This is a genomic window from Paenibacillus sp. FSL W8-0439, assembly GCF_038008995.1.
Taxonomy (GTDB): Bacteria; Bacillota; Bacilli; order Paenibacillales; family Paenibacillaceae; genus Paenibacillus; species Paenibacillus polymyxa.
In genome coordinates this window covers 2,835,136-2,855,125 of sequence record NZ_JBBPAK010000001.1, presented here as the reverse complement: position 1 = coordinate 2,855,125, position 19,990 = coordinate 2,835,136, and the positions used below count along the sequence as shown (strand labels likewise).

Below are 19,990 nucleotides of genomic sequence, written 5' to 3'. Positions count from 1 at the left end.
ATAAGTCATTTGAATAGTCTGCCCCATCAATTTGTTATAGAAAATGTAATACAATTCAAAATGAGAGGCAAAGTTGCTTACCAAAGCTACTTACCAGCTTCTAATGCATTAAATTTGACATATATTAAACCTTTTGACCATCCTTCAGGTAAAGGATATCAAAGACCTGCAGACCTTAAACGTATTCATGACTTTGCTATGTATCTTTCTAAAGGCGATGATGCGCTATTTACACCTATTTTATTGAATAGTGCAGGAACGTGGGAATTTACCGCTTACGACGCTAGAAGACCGACCTATGGCCGATTGTTATGTAAAAGTAAGGCTTCCTTAATGGATGATCAACATCGCCTTGGAGGAATCAAACGGTATATCGAAGAAACAAATTCTGAGTTAAACATTCTTTTTATGACGTACCACTATCTGGATGATGACGAAGAAATCAATTTGTTTAATGCAATAAATACCAAGGCGAAAGGCATAACTTCTTCATTAAGCAAATATCTTAAAAGGGAGTCAGATGAATTAATTTGGATTGCAACAGTACTCTTGACTAGACCAGAAAGCCCATTCTTTCATATCGGAAGTGTCATAGGGAAGCGTAGTAAAGGAAAGCATATAACGCTTCAAAATCTTTATAGAACACTTAAATACCTTTCTAAAGAAGCTGAAATCTCACATTTGTCTAAAGAGGAAAGATTGGATATGGCTCTTACGCTTTTTAACATTATCCGAGAACTTTATCCTAATGAATGGATCAATTATAAAGAATTTAAAATTACTCATATCGTATGTTTAGACGCTTTAGCAATGGCTAGTTCAAAGCTACTACAGCACTGTAAAAAAGAAAACCCTAAGTATGCTGATTATCAAGCATTTACCAAATCTTTAAAACGCTTATAGGCGATTAATTGGTCTGTTGATGGGCCATTTAGATACCTAAAGGGTATTTCTGGATCGAAAACACTAGCAGTAGAATTGTTTGAATTAATGAATGTAGAAAAAAGCTAAGTTAGAAGGAATTATTATAGGCAACCTCTATGGCTGCCTATAACTTTACTAGAATAGTTATTGATACACTGATGCTATATGTTATGACATTCGATTTTATTATTTTTACGGTCGCTATATATATCCTTAATTTAATAAATTATCCTTATTTTACCTTTAATGATGAGAAGGTTCGTCCTCTATATTGTGCGACAACTGTCGTCAGTCATTGATCCTTTCGTCTTTTTTAAAATCTACCACATTCAATTCTTGCAGCCGCTTGAACATAAAATTCAAACGAACTTGCTTAACGTTGGTTGTAGACTTGGGTTTAACCTATCAAGTCCGGATCACACCACGATTATCAGGAATCGGCGAATCCACTTTAAAGACACGAACGTGCTTTTTATTATGCTACATGTTATTCCAGAGGATTTTTATCCATACTAGTGCTTGTGTGACACTGAATTCTTGCCAAATAAAGCCCGCCCACTCTACTATGATCTTTAATGACACCTTCTCTCACTTTTTAGAACACTCATTGTTATTTCAAAAGCCCATTTCTGCCTAACTTCTTCGACTCAGACGTAAACTAGGGTTTCTTTCCCGTAGCCGTATTGTTTACCGATAGGCTGCTCCAATCCGTTTCATTCGCCACCGCGATTCCCTCTCATCCTGGCCTCACTTGTGCCTATTTAGTATGCTCAGTTGCTCCACAACTCCTTAGACCGGAATACCAGTCAAACTCATTTTAAGTTGCATTTATTTAGTTGATTCTTATCACGAACAACAAAAACACCTCAAGGTTGTCTCCATATCTTGCGACATGATTGCATTCATTTGAAGGTACTTTAAGTTATTTCACTTTATGGAGTCAGTCCTACCATAGCATCATTTTTTTACTTCTGAATGTTTTGCTTGATCAACTTTTCATAGGGTTGATAGGGACGGATGACAGGTTATATAAACTGTTTTATCGTTATACTGACAAGTTCAGTTTAATGAGAGGAGTTATAATTTTAGATTTTATTGATGCATTCGAAACTTATACTGCTCCTGACAGCCTTGCTGGATACTTACCCCAGCCTGAGAGAGTTCACCCCCTTCATGATCATCCGTATATAAAGAGTTTGATGTGTCTATGGCTTAAACCTATACTTACAATAAAATATATATATTGTGACACATATATAAAATTCTTATTAAATAAAGACTAAATAATAATTTAATCAAACTAAAAGAAACACGGCTTTTGTGCATATGTATACGTAACTATGTACATATTAATTCTCCCTTGATTTTATTTCCCCCAAAACTGTAAAAGCGTTCAAACTTACATCCCTTTTACTTGAAAAAAAATCTTCATTCTGAAAAAAGCTTTTACTGCAAAAAATTTCATCACAAAAAATAGAACAACCGAAGGACAATCATCGGTTGTAAGAGACAACTTATGAAAGAAGACGAGTTTAAACCCCTCTTCAAACTTGGCAGCTTCTTTCATGCTCGAAAATGGTTTCAATCATGGAGTGACTTAGCAAGGGATCAGTCTCCACTCGAAATCGTGCTGCTGTATACTTCTTTTTTGTTTCTCATTCTGTTCAAATTAAAAGACCTTATTCGTTCTCCAATTCATAATCTTTCAAAGCATCATGACACTGCTAATCAGCACTAAAGAAACCACCAATTGACCGAAGGAGTAACATAAACCAGTTTTCTTTCTCCACTGTTCGCTCAGTGATTAAATCAACAGTTCTTAATTGTACGACGCTTTGCCCTTTGACTACGTATGTAAATGTCGCCGTTCCAGCTTTTGTACCAGCTACCACAGGGGCAGCGAGCCCACCTGGAACTAAATTGACTGTAGCAATAGGTTGTGTAGATACATCTGATTTCGGGAGAATAAAATAAACATCATCTTTTGTTACTATCTGAACATTTCTTTCTTTCCCGCCCTTGACAGGAGACGTTTCCATCCCAGAGACGAAACTCCCAGCAAGAATTACTTGATTCATTGTAAAGTGATTGAATCCATAGTCTAATACCTTTGCCGTCTCTTCGAAGCGGCTCCCCATCGATGGAGTCCCCATGACAACACTGATTAAACGCATACCATTGCGCTCTGCAGTTCCGGTAAAGCAATAGCCTGCGCTTTTGGTATATCCTGTCTTGAGCCCATCCAAGCCCTCATAAGCATAACTCGGAATAGCTTTGTTAGTCTCTAGCATCCGGTTTGAATTGACAATTGGATCTTTATCGGACTTACGCATCTTGTAAAATGGAATGGATGTGACATCAGCATAATCTGGTTCATCTTGAATAAGGTTTTTCGCCAATGTGGCCACGTCTTTTGCTGACATCAGCGTTTCTCCCATTTCATTAGGGCGAAAGCCTTCCGGCATGTCGGCGCGGCTCAGTCCGGTAGCATTGATAAAATGGGTTTTAGTCAGTTTCATGCGTTTGGCTTCCTCATTCATAAGTGTTACAAACTTCTGTTCTGTGCCTGATACATGCTCAGAAAGAGCAATGGCAGCATCATTCGCGGATCCCACTGCCATTGCGGTGTACAGTTCTTTTACCGTATGCTGATCTCCTTCTGCAAGAAATGCATGGCTACCTATGCTTTTAGATGCATGATCGCTGACTGTAACGATGTCATCCCAGGATAGTTCTCCTGTTCTAACTTTCTTGGCAACAATGTACTCTGTCATCATTTTGACCATACTTGCCGGCGCAAAGCCCTGATCGGCATTTATGGACAATAGAACGTCTCCTGTAGTTTGTTCAATGAGAATGGCGGATTTAACATTAAGATGCAACGATTTCACAGTCGGTATGTCAGACATCCCCGATGAGTTAAGTATTCCTTGGTTCGTAGCTGAAACTGAGAGGGGTAACACATATATTGCCAGAATAAAAACGACGATTACTGTGATTAATGGTTTGAACATTCTAAAAATCAATGTACTCTATCCTCATTTCTGATCATTGGACGTTCCAAATCGATGTGTCCCATTAAGCTTTCTATATGTTCTCCTTCAACCAAAAGTTCAATAGAACTCACCTTACCAAATTGAAAAAATATATGTTTTAGCGCTTCAATGGCGAACTGCTCTCCACCTGAGCCAAGCAGGGCTGTCGGGGGAACTTGAAGATCAAGTATAATGTTTCCATGTGACACTTCAAGCTTGTTTAAGATTATCTCATCTTTACATATCGGTATTTTGCGATATATGAGAATTATAGAACTAAATGATTTAATGTCAACCTTAATTTTTTTCTAGTCTTAAGAAATTCTTTACCTCGTTCTTCAGGATTTGTTTTTTATGATGGATTTAAGTAAAGCAATGAAACTTGCTTTACTGTGTTTGAATGACCATTGGAAAACATTGGAGGGATAACCCATTATAAACGAATACCATTCGAGATTTTTTGGGAAAAGCAATCTTTATGTAAAAATTTCAATCCATGTTGGCATCAGTTTTTATTCCTTGCCTTTTTCCTAACATTAGGCTTCTCCTATGATACGCTGAAGCTTGTCTATGGCATCATAATATATAAAGAAAGATCAAGAATATGCTGGAATAATGATTCCCTCTAAAAGTACTAACCTAACCAAGCTCTACCTACCATACCATGCCTATATTTATTAATCGCTAATCAGTATAAGAACATGTTCATGCAGGTTAATGAACTGGCTGCTGTTCGGTGAAAATAAAGTCTTAGACTGGAGTTGTTGATTTAACGGAGTTTTTGAACTGGAGATTTCTCAGCTTTTTTAAAAAAAGTTTTAGACTGAATTCATTAAAAGAAGCAGCGGCAGTCTAAGACTTGATAAATAAAGCCTTAGACTGCCGCTGTTATTGAACTAACGTTTCCCGTTAGCTTAATGAATTAGCGTGCGACAACCGATTAGATAACTCCTGATCGGTAATAGGAACATGATCTTTTTTCTTATCGGCAATCGGTACAAGTTGTATCCGCAGCTTAGGGCACGAACTTGTACCGCTAAACAAAAAAAACCGCATTTTATGCGACTTTGAAAGTATTTATCTTCTTGTCGTCTGACATATGCATGGATTTTCTAATAAAAATCAGAATTAGTATTTCACTATCCTACTCGTAGCCAATAATGCCCCTTTCGGGGCATCACAGAGATCAGTTTCTCAATTGGCCTTTGTGTTAGCCGACGGCTTTTTCCTTTACGGCCTATAGGAGCAGCAATAAACAAAAAGCTTTCAGTTTTCTCTGGTTTATATCTGGATTCTCTGACCTGCAGATAATTTTCTAAATCTAGTAACGCTTGCTTGCTGAAATATACATATTGTTCTTTATTACCTTTTCGTATAACACGAACTAAGGCTTTATTCATATCCAGATCCTCGACGTTAATGCCTGCAACCTCAGATAGTCTAAGTCCTGATCCTAAAATGAGGGAAACAATGGCTGTATCCCGTTCACGATTAAACTGATGGAAATTGAAAATGCTTTACACTCCCACTCTTAAAGCAAATCAAACAGGAAAAAAATAAAATTATAAGTATCACAAATAATCGACAATCAACCATTGCTAAAATTTCCGACCTTAATATTCCTTACTATGTACCGGAAGAATATTATGAATCAGCGAATATCACGACTCAATTCCCTGTATTATTTCTATTAGAATGGCTAGCCAAAGAAGTTTTCAAATTGCATTAAACTGCTAGACATAGAAATGTATATACATGATCTTGCAAAATAAAGCCCCTTATCGAATGGTTCATTGATCTCGATAAGGGGCTTTGTCGCATGTCTCGTTCATTATATGATCCTATGATCTACGGACTAGATATTGAACGGTCGCCAAATAATGAACAGGCTGTTTGAATGAATACCTCGGTCGCTTTGGATATGTCTTTTCGATCTGGCACTGCAACATGAATATCTCGAAATATACCTGGTTTAATTTGACGACTAACCACATACTCTGGAAGAGCAGGCAGTGCTCCTTGGGTTGTAATTACGCTGCCTAATCCTTCTTGAACCATACTAATCGCCGTTTCAATCTGTTCTATCACAAATCGTACATGTGGCTTCATATTACATTCCTTGAATATAGCGTATACCTGTACTTCGTAACCTCCCCGACCTATAATCAATTGTTCATCTTTCAAATCGGAAATTTCAATAGAGTCCTTTTGGGCTAATGGATGATCAGCATGTAAGGCGATAACTAACTCATCTTTGACTAATGGAATGATATCAAAATCATCATTAGGCGGAATAATGATCCCAACATCGACTGTTCGAGTACGTAACCATTCTTTAATCTGAGCTACACTTCCTTCAGAAAGCCTAATTTCCAAACCGGGATGTTCTTCCTCCATTCGACGTATAATTTTCGGTATAAATCGGGTACATGCTGTTGGGTAAGCACCAATATGAACCCGGCCTAATTCCAACCCTTTTTCCGCTGCGACTAATTCCTCTACTTTATGAAAGTCGGCTAGTATATTCCTGAAGAGAATTAAAATTCTTTCTCCTACTTCGGTAAAGACTAAGCCGTTTTTTCGGTTTCGTTGTATTAATTTGGTACCTAACTCCTCTTCTACTGCTGCTACTATCCGGCTGACTGCAGGTTGAGTCATATGAAGAGCTTCTCCAGCTTTAGTGAAACTTCCTGTGTCCGATATTTTAACGATAAGTCTGATTTGGTTTTCGTTCCATATCAATTTTGGTATCTCCTTTATAATAAATATTCATTTTATTATATGTAAAATATCATGTAACATAAAGAAAATCTTTCATAGTGAAAGAAAGTGATGTATTTTTAAATTATCGGAGGTATTAAAGTATGGCCAATCGTTACAAGTTATTTTTCTTTGCGCTAATTTTAGCATCTTTTAATCTTCGACCGGGAATTACTTCGGTAAGTCCGCTCTTACATGGCATAACAGATGATCTAGGCATGAGTTCAACTACGGCAAGTCTGCTGACTTCGATTCCATTATTATGTATGGGAATCGGCTCCTTATTTGCTGGACGTCTTGCCAGTCGTTTTCAATCAGAAAAGGTCATCACAATTTTTATTGCATGTATTGGCATTGCCACATTCTTACGCTTTTTCGCTACTTCTCCCCTATATCTGTTAATTACAGCATTATTCATCGGTGTAGGTGTTGGTATTGTCAGTCCACTTATGTCGGGGTTTATAAAAAATTACTTTGCAGATAAAGTAGCCTTGATGATCGGTATGTATTCTACCTTTATGGTGGTAGGAGCCTCGATTGCCGTAGGATTAACTACACCAATCCAACACTGGTTTAGTGATTCTTGGAAGGCTGGACTCGGCTTTTGGTTTGTCTTTGCACTTATCGCAATTCCGCTATGGATTGGGGTCATGAATCATCCGCATACTCTCAAACAGAGAACAAGCACGCAGCAAAGGAGTTCACTACCTCTCCAAAACAAACAAGCCTGGTTGTTGACTGCTTTTGCAGGACTGGCTACTCTTTTATTTTATTGTATTTCGGCGTGGCTACCTGCCATCGTAGAGGACAAAGGGTATGATTCTTCTTATGCTGGTCTAGTCGGCACTTTATGTATGATTGCCCAGTTACCGGTTACGCTTTGCCTGCATTTGCTATTACGCGCAATTCCAAGTCGGAAATTTTGGATCACATTTTTCATCGGAAGTGAAATTGTAGGTTTGATTTTGCTCGGATTTACAGATGTAACCCCAATCATAGCAAGTATTTGTCTCGGCATTAGTGCAGGAGGTCTCATTTCATTAACGCTGCTGCTACCTATTGATAAAACAAATTCACCGCTAGAAGCGAGTACATGGTCAGCGATGACGCAGGCAATTGGATATATGATCGGCGCGATCGGCCCTATTATAATCGGAGTTCTATATGATTATACCGGGAGTTTCGGTCCTACTATGTATCTGTTAATTGTACTTGGACTTGTTGTCATCTTCTTAGGTTGGAAAATCGCCAAACCTGTGACGCGAACTACTATAAATGTGAAAATAGTAAGTTCCCCTAAATAATATGTATGGTATGTGAAACTCTTTTAAAGGCGAAAACGTATTGATAAATCTAAAATATAATTTCCTGATTTTTATGCTATACATCATTCTATGATAACTGAGACTCTTGTAAAAAAGTCTCAGTTACTTCTATATTAAACGACAATTTTAGTTTTATAGCTTTTATCATATTCTAAAGTTTTTAAATCAGTTTTAGAGAATTTCGTCCTGATTTATTTTATGGATTTCTTGTTGGCAGACTATTTAGATGGAGAAAACTATAATTAAAGTAATATGCTCTAAGAACAAAACCAGCATATGATTAAATCATCTGCTGGTTTTGTTTTCTAATTTTATTGAATAGGATTTTATGCCTAAAATGAGAGTCTAAACGTGTACTTCTGCCTTTATCAATAAATAGCAGGATACTTTTCAATAAAATGAAATATAAACTATAAATATTTATATTGACTATCTTAATCGAATATATAATATGACACATTATGTATAAAGTCTTAATTGACAGGTTTTTTTAAATATTTTGATTAACTAAAAGAAATACGGGTTTTGTGAATATGTCTGAAGAGAACCTTATAGATGTAGTTTTCTGCTGCAGCTGTTGTTCTGTCGGATGACAAGAACATTATCCCATAAATGACAAGAACTTTATCTCATTCCCTATTCACATTTAATTATATCCGATAAATATTATCACAGTCAAAAATAAAAAATCGCCTTTAGTAGGCGATTTTTAAATGTTTGTTTTTATATTCTTAACTTCGCTACATATTGATTAACGTAAGATTCAATTCTTTTATTTTCATCACTTGAATTTTCGTAAATTCTCATTGCTACACTTAATGGTTTAAAAGTATTCATCTTGAATAACTTTCACATTAAAAAAATACTTGGATTTAACTCTAGGTTCCAGAGTAAAATGTTGAATTGAACTAACCTGTGGTGTAAATAGAAACCGATTTGAATCATCTCTCTTCCCTTGTTCTATCCATTTAAAAACTGAAGCATCCGCTATCTCGATCTTCATTTTCCATTGTGACCAAGGAGTGCTACCGAAATCGGATTTCATATTAAATTTTAAATAAACTTCAGTCTTCACATAACATTGTCTGCAAAGTCGATGAGACTACTATTTATTATTGCTGCTACATCCCTTTTGTAATCGTGTATAAAAAAATGATCCCCGTCAAACATGTGAATTTTACAACTTTTGGACGTATAATCATGCCATTTTGCAACGTCAAAAATAGTGGCTCCCTTTTCTCTTTTTCCCCACAATACACTTATATCGCAGTCAAGCTTAGCGTTTTTTTCAATGTGCCTGTATGTGTCAGTAATTCTAAAATCCGCTCTGAGTATCGGTAAAAACAACTCCATTAATTCATTGCTTTTCAGAACCTCTTTGGGCGTGCCTCCCAGCTTAAATACCTCATCCACAAACTCCTTATCCGGCAAATCATAGAGTACCTTCTTCTTACTTACAAAACCCGGAGGATATCTGCCGGAAATAAACATATGGACAGGATATGGATGTCCGAGCTCCTTTATTCTATAGGCAAGTTCATATACAAGTACACTGCCCATACTGTGGCCAAACAACGCATAAGGTTGTTCTTCAAGGTTGCTTATGATAATACGGTGTATATCTTCAAGCGCTTCTTCAACACTTCCGTAAAACGGTTCACCAATCCTGCTGCCTCTTCCCGCAAGCTCAATCGGGAAAAGCTCAATCCTATCATGCAAGTATTGTTCCCAATATTTATATACTGCTGCAGAACCTCCTGCATACGGCAGACAAAACAATTTAATCTTATCCATTATATCTACCCCTTATATCTGAACTATTGGTTGATCTCTTCCAATATTTCTTTAATAATAGCCGCATTTTTATCTATATATCCTGTACTTAACATATCAAAATGACTGCCAAATCCGTTATATACTTTGAACTCTCCCGTTGTTGCCTCTCTCCATCCTTCACATAAATCAGCTTCACCTTCATTGTCTTGCTGCTGTGATATAATAAGATGGATATTGGAGTTTATCTGTCCCGAGTTTATAACACTTCTAGTGTATTTATGATAATTTCTCATTCTTTCAATGGTCTTTTCAATAACTGCCTGGTTATCTCCAAACATGCCTTTTATAAGTTTCTCATTTTCTTCTATAAATTCTTTATCCTGTTGCTCAGCAAGTTTCTTAGCATCTTCGCTTTCTTCCTCAATAAGGACAAATGATTTAGCCGAATCCAGAAAGATTATATCGGATACATGATGTCCAGTTTCAATTAATACTTTAGCAACTTCAAATGCCAGATTACCTCCTGCCGAGTAACCAAATAGAATATATGGGCCCTCGGGTTTGACAGAAGTAATTGCCTTCACATACTCCTCCATCCTGCTCTCATTTTCTATAAAGTCAAAGGAATATATGGAATAAGCATTCATTTGTTTTGATAAACTACCATAAGCTATTCCATTTCCTCCTCCTGGAGGGAATGCAAACATAAGACTCTCCATTGCTGAATTAAAATGAATTGCCGGACTTGGTGTAATATAATCATTGGCGTACGTATTGTGTATAAAACGGGCAATTTCCTTTATGGTTGGGGCCATATAAAAGTCTTTTAGTGGTACCTCAACATTTAACTGTTCATAAATTCTGCTTATAAGGGATATTGCCTTCAGTGAGTATCCTCCCAGTTCAAAGAAGTTATCATTCACACCAATTTTTTGTACTCCAAGGGCATCATGCCACAGCAGTGCAAGCTTCTCCTCAACTTCACCGCAAGGCTCTACATACTCTACTGATGTAGCTAAAGTACCGTCATTTTGGGGTAAATTATTCCGATCTATTTTGCCATTGGCTGTCAAAGGCAGCTTTTCCAGCTGAACAAAGTATTGTGGTATCATGTAATCGGGAAGTTCTTTTAAGAGAAGCGCCCTTAAATCTGATATTGTAAATTCACTTTCCCCTGCTATATAAGCACACAAATACTTGTTGCCCTCCTGGTCTGTCTTTGCAATTACCGCAGCTTCTTTTATTGAAGGATGCTTTAATAGCTGCACTTCTATTTCCCCAAGCTCTATCCTAAAGCCCCTAATCTTTACCTGATGGTCTACTCTGCCTATAAATTCGATGTTTCCGTCAGGAAGCCACCTTCCAAGATCACCGGTACGATACATTCTTTCTCCAGAGCTGAAAGGATTAGCTACAAATTTTTCCGTAGTCAATTCAAGTTTGTTCAAATAGCCTTTTGCCAGCCCATCTCCAGATATATATATTTCACCAGTTGTATTAACCGGTAAGATATTCATGTCTTCATTAAGTATATATATCTTATAATTCTGCAATGGCATACCTATAGGTATACTTGTTAGATTTCTCACCTTCTCACGGCTTAAATGGTAATAAGTTGAATCTACGCAGCATTCTGTTGGACCATAAACGTTTGTTATAGTAGGGTTATTATCTTTAAACCGATCATAGAAACCTTGTATACCTTTACATGAAAGTTCTTCCCCTCCGATAATAAACTGCATAACTGAAAGACTTTCGCCAGACCTGGCAGTATCTGTTAAAAGCTTTATATGTGCTGGTGTTCCGTCTGAAACAGCAATTGAATTCCTGTTATAGTACTTTAGAAGGCCCTCACCATCTAGCCTTGTATCCTCAGGAACTATAAACAGCGTATGGCCAAGGAGAGAAGCCGCAAATATTTGTTTTACAGATGCGTCAAAAAAGTAAGGGGACACAAGGGCAACATTTAAATAATTATCATAATTTTCATAGACAAGCTTTCTTAGTCCATAAACCAAGTTAACTACACTTCGATGCTCTATCATTGAACCCTTCGGAACTCCAGTAGATCCCGATGTATAAATGATATAAGCTAAGTCCTCTGGTTTATTTATTTTATCAAGGTTTTCAGCACTTCCAATGTATATTTCAGGGGAATCAAGCAGTAATATATTACCGTAAAACTCTGCTTTATCCGCTAAATGTAATTGCGTCAACAGCATAGTTGCATTACTATCTTCCAGTAATTTTTTTATTCTTAGTTCAGGAAGTTTGGTTGAAATTGGTAAATAGACACCTCCTGCTTTTAAAATTCCCAGTATTCCAACCTGCATATCTACGGATCTTTCTACCATTATTCCAACTATGCTGTTTTGCTTTACACCATTACTTCTTAGTGCTCTGGCAAGCTGATTTGCCTTTTCATTGAGCTGCCTGTAGGTTAATTGCTTGTCCTCAAACACTACAGCTACATTATCAGGTGTCCTTTCCACTTGGTCTTGGAACAGCTCATGTAGAGTCTTATCTCTAGGGTATTCTGCCTTTGTATCATTAAAACTATTTAGTATTTGCTGTTTTTCATCCTGAGATAGTATATTTATTTCGGACAGCATCTTTTCGGGGTGAGCTGTGATCTCTTCCAGTACATTGATGAAATGGACCCCAAGTTTTTCTATTGTCTCTTTCTTAAACAGACGAGTAGCATACTTTAACCCAAATACAATATTATTCTGGGTCTCTTGGGCGTTTAGGGTCAAATCAAATTTGGACGCCCTGAACTCATTATCATAGGGCATGAACCTTAGCCCATTCATCTTAAATTCTGATGCCTCTTTATTTTGCAAGACAAACATAGTATCAAACAGCGGATTTCTGCTCAAATCCCGCTTAATGCTAAGCTTCTCCACAAGTTCCTCAAATGGGTAATCCTGGTTTTCATAAGCCCTTAGAGCGTTTTCTTTTACTACCATCAAAAACTCGCTGAAATTCTTTTTACCTTGAGGGTAATTCCTCATAGCTAGGGTATTGACAAACATGCCTATGATGTCCTGCAAATCTGTATGTGGCCTTCCTGCTATAGGGCTTCCAATTACGACATCTTCCTGTCCGGTGTATTTGAAAAGAAGCACATTGTATGAAGCTAGAAGCACCATATACAGTGTTGCTCCATGATCCACGGCAAGCTTGTTCAGTTTATGTGCAAGTTCCCGGCCTGTTTCAAAACTGACCATATCGCCTTCAAAACTCTGTATAGCCGGCCTTGGGTAGTCTACCGGCATATCAAGTACTGGTATTTCTCCCCTAAATGCCTGGAGCCAGTATTCTTCTTGTTTACTGATTGTGCCGTCAGCAAACAATTTATTCTGCCATACGGAATAGTCCTTGTACTGAATCTGAAGTGCTGGAAGATTCATTCCTTCATACAAGCTTATGAATTCTCTTACCAGTATTTCATCCGACACCCCGTCAGATATGATATGGTGTTTATCAAGCATCATGACATGCCTGTCTTCTCTAATTTTTACGAGCCCTGCTCTTAGTAAAGGAGCCTTGCCAAGGTCAAATGGCCTTATGAATTCATTTGCTGCTTCTGAGGCTTTTTCTTCGCCGGTTTCCATGTACATGATACTAAATTCCACCTCATCATGGACCTTCTGCACCGGTTCACCATCTACCATATGGAAGGAGGTCCGGAAAGCCTCATGCCTTTTTACCAGCTGATCTAAGGCTTTCTCAAAACGTTCTATATCAATACTGCCTTCTAACAACATAAACTCTGGCATATTGTATGCCACCCTTGCTCCTTCAAGCTGATTTAATATATACAGCCTTCTTTGGGAAGACGACATAGGATAGTATTCCATTTTTCCAGTGGGCTGGATAGATTGATAAATACTCTCTTGGGCTTCCTGGATGTACTTGGCAATTTCTGCAATTGTCGGCAGCTTGAATATCTCCTTAAGAGATATATTTACATTGAACTCTTTGTGAATTTTGGCTGCAAAGTTTATTGCTTTTAATGAGTGCCCCCCAAGCACAAAGAAATTATCATTTCTCCCTATTTTCTCAACCCCCAGGATATCCTGCCACAATTGTACAAGCTTCTCTTCCACTTCACCTGAAGGTGCTTCATACTCTACTCCAGTATTTAAATGAGCAGCAGGGTGGGGCAAGTTCTTCCGGTCTATCTTACCATTGGCTGTCAAAGGCATTTCATCCAGCTGCATGAAGTATGCCGGGATCATATACTCGGGCAATTCTTTTGAAAGGCATTCCCTTAGTTCAGTTATTGTCAGTTCATTTTCCCCAACGAAATATGCACACAGATCCTTGTTCTTCTGTTGGTCTTCCTTTACAATAACCACAGCTTCTTTTATTGAAGCATGTCTTAATAGCTGAGCCTCTATTTCTCCAAGTTCTATTCTAAATCCCCTTATCTTTACCTGGTGGTCCATCCTGCCTAAAAATTCTATATTCCCGTCAGGCAGCCATCTTGCCAAGTCCCCAGTACGATACATTCTTTCTCCCTTTATAAACGGGTTAGATACAAATCTTTCTGCAGTAAGCCCCGTCTTGTTTAAATAGCCTTTGGCAAGACCATCCCCAGATATATATAAATCCCCAGCGATACCTATAGGATTTACTTCTAATTTCTTACCAAGTATGAATGCTCTGGTGTTTGGCAAAGGACGGCCTATGGGGATATTATCCAATCTACTAAGCCCCGCCGCAGTAATCAAATATTCCGTAGAATCCACACAGCATTCGGTAGGACCATAAACATTTGTGATGCAAGGTTGCACATCCTCAAATCTGCTTAGGAAGTCTTTTACTGCATCAAATGGAAGAACATCTCCGCCTATAATAAAATGTCTCACTTTTAGGTTATTATCTATAGGAGGAGAATTTAACATCATATTTACGTGTATGGGCGTTCCATCCGAAATATCAATCCTATTTTCACTATAGAAGTCCAGCAGCTTTTTACCGTCTTTCCTTGCTTCCTCCGGTACAATGTACAATGCATGCCCCATTAGCAGTGCTGCGAAAATCTGCTGCACCGAAGCATCAAAAACATAAGGGGCAATGAGGCAAACATTCAACGGTGATTCATATTTGCTATATATTCTCTGGAACAGACCCTCTACCAGGTTTAATACACTCTTATTATCAATGCAAACACCTTTAGGGTTTCCCGTTGAGCCAGAGGTATAGATGATGTACGCTGTATCACCAGGCTTATTTATACATTTTATATTCACATCGTTTATAAAATTATAATCATAATCAGATAAATCAATAATCTCACCATCGAAATCATCACGATCCATAAGATGATTTTGGGTGAGTAAAATTTTGGCCTTGCTGTCCTCCATCATATACCTTTTTCTTTCCAATGGATAATTAGGATCTACAGGAAGGTACGCCCCCCCAGCCTTGATTACTGACATTATACCTATAACCATTTCAGGCGAGCGGTCCACCATTATGCCTACAATATCATCAGGCTTTACTCCCTTTTCTCTTAATGCCCTGGCCAATTGGTTTGCCTTTTGATTCAGTTCTCGGTAGGTTAATTGTTTACCTTCAAAAACCACTGCAATATGATCAGGAGTCTTTTTCACTTGCTCCTCAAACATTTGGTGTATGGTTTTATCCAGGGGATATTCGAGAGCAGTATCGTTAAAGCTGTATAATACTTGCTGTTTTTCTTCCTGTGATAACATTTCGATTTCATAAAGCCTTTTTTCGGGGTATGCTGCAATTTCTTCCAGCAAATTGATGTAATGAGCCCCAAGTCTTTCAACTGTTTCTTTCTTAAACAGTCTTGTACAGTATTCGAGTTCAAAGGCTATACCATCCTCAGTCTCAAATGCATTTAAGGTGATGTCAAATTTTGATATTCTGCCTTCTATCCCTTTGTTGTACGGCTTGAAGCTTAGATCAGACGTTATGAGCTCTGCTTTTCCAACATTGTATATGGCAAACATGGTATCAAAGAGGGGATTCCTGCTCATATCCCTCCTTATGTCCAGCTTATCCACTAATTCTTCAAACTGATAGTCCTGATTGTCGTATGCTTTCAAAGCATTTTCTTTAACTTCTTTCAAGAATTCAATAAAAGTCTTTTCTCCTTGCGGGTGGTTTCTCATGGCCAGAGTGTTTACAAACATACCTATGATGTCTTGAAGGTCAGCATGAGGCCTTCCAGCTATAGGACTTCCCACAATAATATCTTCCTGTCCAGTGTATCTAGATAACAGCACATTGTATGCAGCAAGAAGCGTCATATATAATGTAGCTCCATTGTCTGATCCAAGCTTGTTAAGTCTAACCGCAAGCTCGCTATCAGCTTCAAAGCTGATGTAGTCTCCTTCAAAGCTTTGTACTGCGGGTCTTGGGTAGTCGGTGGATAAATCCAGCACAGGGATCTCTCCCTGAAAGGTCTGGAGCCAGAATTCCTCCTGCTTACTTATGGCAGCTCCTGCAAACAATTCCCTCTGCCAAACTGAGTAGTCCTTGTACTGTATACGCAGTGGAGGAAGTATTTTCCCTTCATATAAGCTTATAAACTCTCTTATCAGTATGTCGTTGGACACTCCATCCGATATGATATGATGCATGTCAAACACCATAATATGTCTGGCTTCTCCAATCTTTACAAGTCCAACTCTTAATAGTGGAGCCTTTCCAAGGTCAAAGGGCCTTATGAATTTCTCCACTATTTCGGGAACCTTCTCTTCACTGGTTTCCAGGTACATGATACTTAGGTCCGCCTTGTCATGGACTTTCTGAGACAGCTCTTCCTCGATCATATGGAAGGAGGTTCGAAAGCTCTCATGCCTTTCTATCAGACTATGAAAAGCCTGCCCAAAACGTGCTTTATCAACAGTACCTTCCAGCAATATTATGCCAGGTATATTGTAGGCGATTCCAGCTCCTTCAAGCTGGTTTAATATATATAGTCTTTTCTGGGCGGATGACATGGGATAATATTCCATATCCCCAGCACGTTGAATGGACTGATATAGGCTCTCCTTTGAGTCTTCAATGTAGCTGGCAATTTCTAAGATGGTTGGTGTCTTGAATATTTCCTTAAGAGGTATGTCTACATTGAACTCTTTGTGAATTCTTGCTACAAGGCTTGTTGCCTTTAACGAGTGTCCTCCGAGCATAAAGAAGTTATCATTTCTTCCTACCTTCTCTATTCCAAGGATGTCCTGCCACAGCAGCGCAAGCCTTTCCTCCACTTCACCTGAAGGCGCTGCATACTCTGTTCCTGTATTTATTCTTCCATCAGGCAGCGGCAGCGCCTTTCTGTCCAATTTTCCATTTATGGTTAACGGTACTTTTGCTATCCTCATAAAATAGGATGGAATCATATAATCGGGCAGCTCTTTAGATATAAGCTCCCTTATTTCGGTCACTGTCACTTCTCGGTCAGACACTATATAAGCGCAAAGATACCTGCCTACACTTGAATCCTCCCGGTCAATGACCACCGCCTCATTTATATCAGCATGCTTCAAAAGGGCTGCTTCTATTTCCTCAAGCTCGATTCTATACCCTCTTATTTTAACCTGGTGGTCTTTTCTGCCGGCAAATGCAATATGCCCGTCAGGAAGCCACTTTGCAAGATCTCCTGTTTTATACATCAGTTCTCCAGGCATAAATGGGTTCGGTACATACTTTTCCCTGGTAAGTTCCGGTTTTTTCAAGTATCCTCTCGCCAATCCTGCCCCGGAAACACAGAGTTCACCCTCAACACCTATGGGCTTAAGATTATTGTTTTCATCAACTATAAACACCCGGGTATTGGTAATAGGTTTACCAATAGGTACCGACTTATCGGCCGTCTCATAATCATCTGCTTTCCATACCGTTGCACATACGGTTGTCTCAGTAGGTCCATAAGCATTTATATATGAAATCCTGTTGCTCCATTTCTTTAAAAGTTCGGGAGTGGAAGCCGAACCTGCTGCAATTACCTTCTTTAAGGAAGTTACTTTTTCCGGGTCCAGATTTGCCAGATACGGAGGTGGTAAAGTAGCAATAGTTATCTCATTTTCATTTAGGTATTCTTCAAATCTTCGATAGTCATTGATAATATCGCTTGAAGATATATATAGTGTTGCTCCTGCCAATAGTCCCATAAATATTTCCCAAACTGCAGCGTCGAATGAAATTGATGCAAATTGAATAATCCTATCGCTTTCACTTACATTTAAGCGGGTCTTGAAAAACGCCTCCAGATTTGCTACCCCTTTATGTTCTACCATAACCCCTTTAGGTTTTCCTGTAGACCCAGATGTATAAATGATATATGCCAAATTTTGCGGTGAACATACCACTTCCAGGTTCATAGGGTTTCCGGCATAAAGGCTTTCATCTTCTATGTCTATATACTTCCCGTAAAACTCCACTTTCTCCAGGAATTGCTTTTGGGAAATCAGCACCCCTATCTCGCTGTCCTCGAGTAAATATTCGATTCTTGCCTTAGGGTAGTCAGGATCTATAGGCATATATGCCCCTCCGGCTTTAAGTATGCCAAATATACCTATGACCATCTCCAGTGAGCGTTCTACCATAATACCCACTATGCTGTCTGGTTTAACTCCCTTATCCCTCAACACTCTTGCAAGCTGATTTGACTTCTCATTGAGTTCCCTATAGGTTAGCTGCTTACCCTCAAACACCACTGCCGCATTGTCAGGTGTCTTCACCGCTTGTTCCTCAAATAGTTGGTGAATGGTCTTTTCCCTGTGGTATTCCTCCGTTGTATTATTGAAGCAGTGTACTATTTCTTTCTTTTCCACTTCGGTGAGTATATCAATATTCCTAATATGCATATCGGGATTATCGGTTACAATTTCTATTACCGACTGAAAATGTCCCTTGATTTTTTCTATGAAATTACCATCATATACCAGTGAGTTGTAACTGAATTTAATAGATAATTCCTTACCGCCATCAACGAGTATCCCAAAATCATAATTCGTCTGCTCGAATATTTCCATTCCAACTACATTTAAAATGCCATTACTGGATGAAGCATTAACCGCTTCATCCATAGGGTAATTTTCAAAAGCCATGACATGATGTATCAAGGCATCTTTCAAGCATGTTTTTGACTGCACATCCGCCAGAGGATAGAAACTGTACCGGTCAGATTCCAGCACCGATTGCTGCATCTCTTTGATCAGTTCGGTAAAAGTTTTATCCTCATCACAACTCACCCTTACTGCAACGGTATTTATAAATAAACCCACCATGCTCTCAATTCCCTGTATTTCATGAGGCCTTCCCGATACCACCTCACCAAACACCACATCATCGGTATTGTTATACCGCTGTAATAATATCCCCCATATGGTCTTTATAATGGTACTCATGGTTGTATTGTTTTTGGCTGCAAACTTCTCAAGATCGCTAGTTATTTGTTCAGATATTTTAAACTCCGTTTCTTCAATCCTGAAATCATCACTTGCAGACCTGCCGTTTTGGGGAAGGACTGTCTGATGCTCGTAACCTTTAAGATAGGTTTCCCAGTAATCTGCGGCCTCGTTCTGATTTCTGCCTTCCAACCATTTGATATAGCGGCTGTAAGGATATACCTTTCCTGACTCCGGCTCCCGGATATTCATCAGGGCTTCATAGTTTTCCATAAATTCTCTAAATATATTTGCGAGACTCCACCCATCAATAATGATGTGATGAAAGCTCCATACCATGTTATAAGATTGGTAGCCTGTTTTAATTACACTTAATCTTGTTAAAATATCCCTTGATAAGTCAAAGCCCTTTTTTCTGTCTTTAACCCTGTATTCTTCTATATACCTATCCCTTAGTTCTTCGGCAAGGGAGGTAATATCCTCATAGCTGACAGACAGCTTTCTTTCCTTCATGACTACTTGTAAGGGCTTGGCTACATTTTCATACAAAAAAATTGTTCTCAAAGCGTCATACTTTTCAATAATGATATTAACGCTCTTTTCAACACAATCAATGTCCAGGATGCCTTTTATAGAAAGTGATATCTGCTCAAAGTAGGCGTCTGAATTTTTATCCATCATATAGTGGTACAATATCCCTTGCTGCATAGGAGTGAGCCGGTACATATCTTTTATGTTTTGTTTCTTCAAATCACTCATAAGTACTCCTCCTTAAATA

At 38.4% G+C, this 19,990-nt stretch carries 6 protein-coding genes and 1 pseudogene; 2 read left to right on the top strand and 5 right to left on the bottom strand.

Annotated features, from left to right (window positions below):
- Positions 1–9: 9 nt before the first annotated feature.
- A complete protein-coding gene (locus tag MKX36_RS12015; protein WP_340864746.1) occupies positions 10–903 on the top strand; it encodes a DGQHR domain-containing protein in 894 nt (297 codons plus the stop codon).
- Positions 904–2,648: 1,745 nt separating this feature from the next.
- On the opposite strand, the gene MKX36_RS12010 is transcribed toward MKX36_RS12015, so the two are convergent.
- The 3 genes and pseudogenes from MKX36_RS12010 to MKX36_RS12000 form a co-directional block, all read right to left on the bottom strand.
- On the bottom strand, positions 2,649–3,950 hold the full coding sequence (locus MKX36_RS12010; protein ID WP_340864745.1) for a D-alanyl-D-alanine carboxypeptidase family protein: 1,302 nt from the start codon (positions 3,948–3,950) through the stop codon (positions 2,649–2,651).
- 1,193 nt (positions 3,951–5,143) lie between these two features.
- Positions 5,144–5,473, bottom strand: a pseudogene (locus MKX36_RS12005) (tyrosine-type recombinase/integrase); the annotation flags it as partial.
- Positions 5,474–5,807: 334 nt separating this feature from the next.
- Entirely contained in the window at positions 5,808–6,701 is an 894-nt protein-coding gene (locus MKX36_RS12000) for a LysR family transcriptional regulator (RefSeq protein WP_340864744.1), read from the bottom strand.
- 122 nt (positions 6,702–6,823) lie between these two features.
- On the opposite strand from MKX36_RS12000, the gene MKX36_RS11995 reads away from it, so the two are divergent.
- Positions 6,824–8,023, top strand: a complete 1,200-nt coding sequence (locus MKX36_RS11995) for an MFS transporter (protein ID WP_340864743.1) — start codon at positions 6,824–6,826, stop codon at positions 8,021–8,023.
- A 1,092-nt stretch (positions 8,024–9,115) separates the two neighbouring features.
- Here MKX36_RS11995 and MKX36_RS11990 read toward each other — a convergent pair.
- Both MKX36_RS11990 and MKX36_RS11985 read right to left on the bottom strand, forming a co-directional pair.
- Positions 9,116–9,838, bottom strand: a complete 723-nt coding sequence (locus tag MKX36_RS11990; protein WP_052679226.1) for a thioesterase II family protein — start codon at positions 9,836–9,838, stop codon at positions 9,116–9,118.
- Between the two features lie 23 nt (positions 9,839–9,861).
- The gene (locus MKX36_RS11985) at positions 9,862–19,971 is read right to left on the bottom strand and encodes a non-ribosomal peptide synthetase (RefSeq protein ID WP_340864742.1); all 10,110 of its coding nucleotides are present in this window, start codon (positions 19,969–19,971) and stop codon (positions 9,862–9,864) included.
- Between the last annotated feature and the right edge of the window lie 19 nt (positions 19,972–19,990).

What these genes read in the sequence shown, in the direction of transcription:
- MKX36_RS11995 (WP_340864743.1), top strand. Translation starts at nt 6,824, where the DNA reads ATGGCCAATCGTTACAAGTTATTTTTCTTTGCGCTAATTTTAGCATCT.
- MKX36_RS11990 (WP_052679226.1), bottom strand. Translation starts at nt 9,838, where the DNA reads ATGGATAAGATTAAATTGTTTTGTCTGCCGTATGCAGGAGGTTCTGCA.
- MKX36_RS11985 (WP_340864742.1), bottom strand. Translation starts at nt 19,971, where the DNA reads ATGAGTGATTTGAAGAAACAAAACATAAAAGATATGTACCGGCTCACT.